Origin of the sequence: Amycolatopsis vastitatis (genome assembly GCF_002234595.1) — a bacterium.
GTDB classification, from domain to species: Bacteria; Actinomycetota; Actinomycetes; order Mycobacteriales; family Pseudonocardiaceae; genus Amycolatopsis; species Amycolatopsis vastitatis.
Window position 1 is genome coordinate 1 of sequence record NZ_NMUL01000120.1, and the last position, 1,114, is coordinate 1,114.

The window sequence follows — 1,114 nt, forward strand, 5'->3', positions numbered from 1 at the left end:
ATGGCGTGTCCCGAGGCGTGTTCCACAAATACCTGGCCCGGTTCCGAGCCGAAGGCGCCGACGGGTTCACCCGCCGCAGCACCGCCCCGCACCACCACCCGACCGCGGTCGGAGCATCGGTGGCCGAGGCGGTGCTGCGGGCCCGCAAAGAACTCACCGACCAGGGCCTGGACAACGGCCCCATCTCCATCCACTGGCGCCTGGAGGACAGCGGAACCAGCCCCGTGCCCTCTCCGTCCTCGGTCTACCGGATCCTGCGCGCCCACGGCCAGATCACCCCGCAACCCCGCAAGAAACCCCGCACCCGGCGCCGGTTCGAATACAGCGACCCCAACGGCTGCTGGCAGATCGACGGCATGGAGCACTACCTCGCCGACGGCACCAAGGTCTGCATCATCCAGATCCTCGACGACCACTCCCGCCTCGACGTCGGCACCTACGCCGCTGCCGGGGAAACCACCGCCGACACCTGGGCCGCGCTGCAGCAGGCCTTCGCCGGCTACGGCCTGCCCGTGAAACTGCTCTCGGACAACGGGCTGGCCTTCACCGGCAAGCACCGCGGCTGGATGGCCGAACTGGAACGCCACCTCGCCGCCCTCGGGATCACCAGCATCGCCGCCACCCCACGACACCCGCAGACCTGCGGCAAAAACGAACGCGTCCACCAGACGCTGCAGAAATGGCTGGCCGCCCGGCCACCCGCCGCCACTCTCACCGAGCTCCAGGACCTGCTCGATCAATACCGGCAGATCTACAACAACCGTCGTCACCAGAGCCTCGAGGGGGACACACCTCAGCAGCGCTACGACGGTCGCCCGAAAGCCGTCCCGGCCACCGGTCCTCGCCGCCCGAGCGGGGTGAGCACCCGGCCGGTCTCGGCCACCGGCGTGATCGCGTTCGGTGGCTGCTCGGTCGTTCTGGGACGCCGGTGGGCCGGGCGCACCGCCACAGTTTACTGGCAGGGCGACCGTGTCACCGTCATGGTCGGTGACACGGTCGCCCGCCAGCTCACGCTAGACCGATCGGTACGCTACCAACGCCTCACCGACCAGAAACTGTCCACGAAGTCCTGAAACACATCCGTTCACGAAGTCCTGAAACATGACACAGTGTT

1 protein-coding gene is annotated in these 1,114 nt (G+C 68.1%); it reads left to right on the plus strand.

Annotation, left to right across the window (positions count from 1 at the left end):
• Positions 1-1,073: DDE-type integrase/transposase/recombinase (locus CF165_RS49680; RefSeq protein ID WP_093954560.1), on the plus strand; the 1,073-nt coding region annotated here is incomplete at its 5' end.
• Positions 1,074-1,114 lie beyond the last annotated feature (41 nt).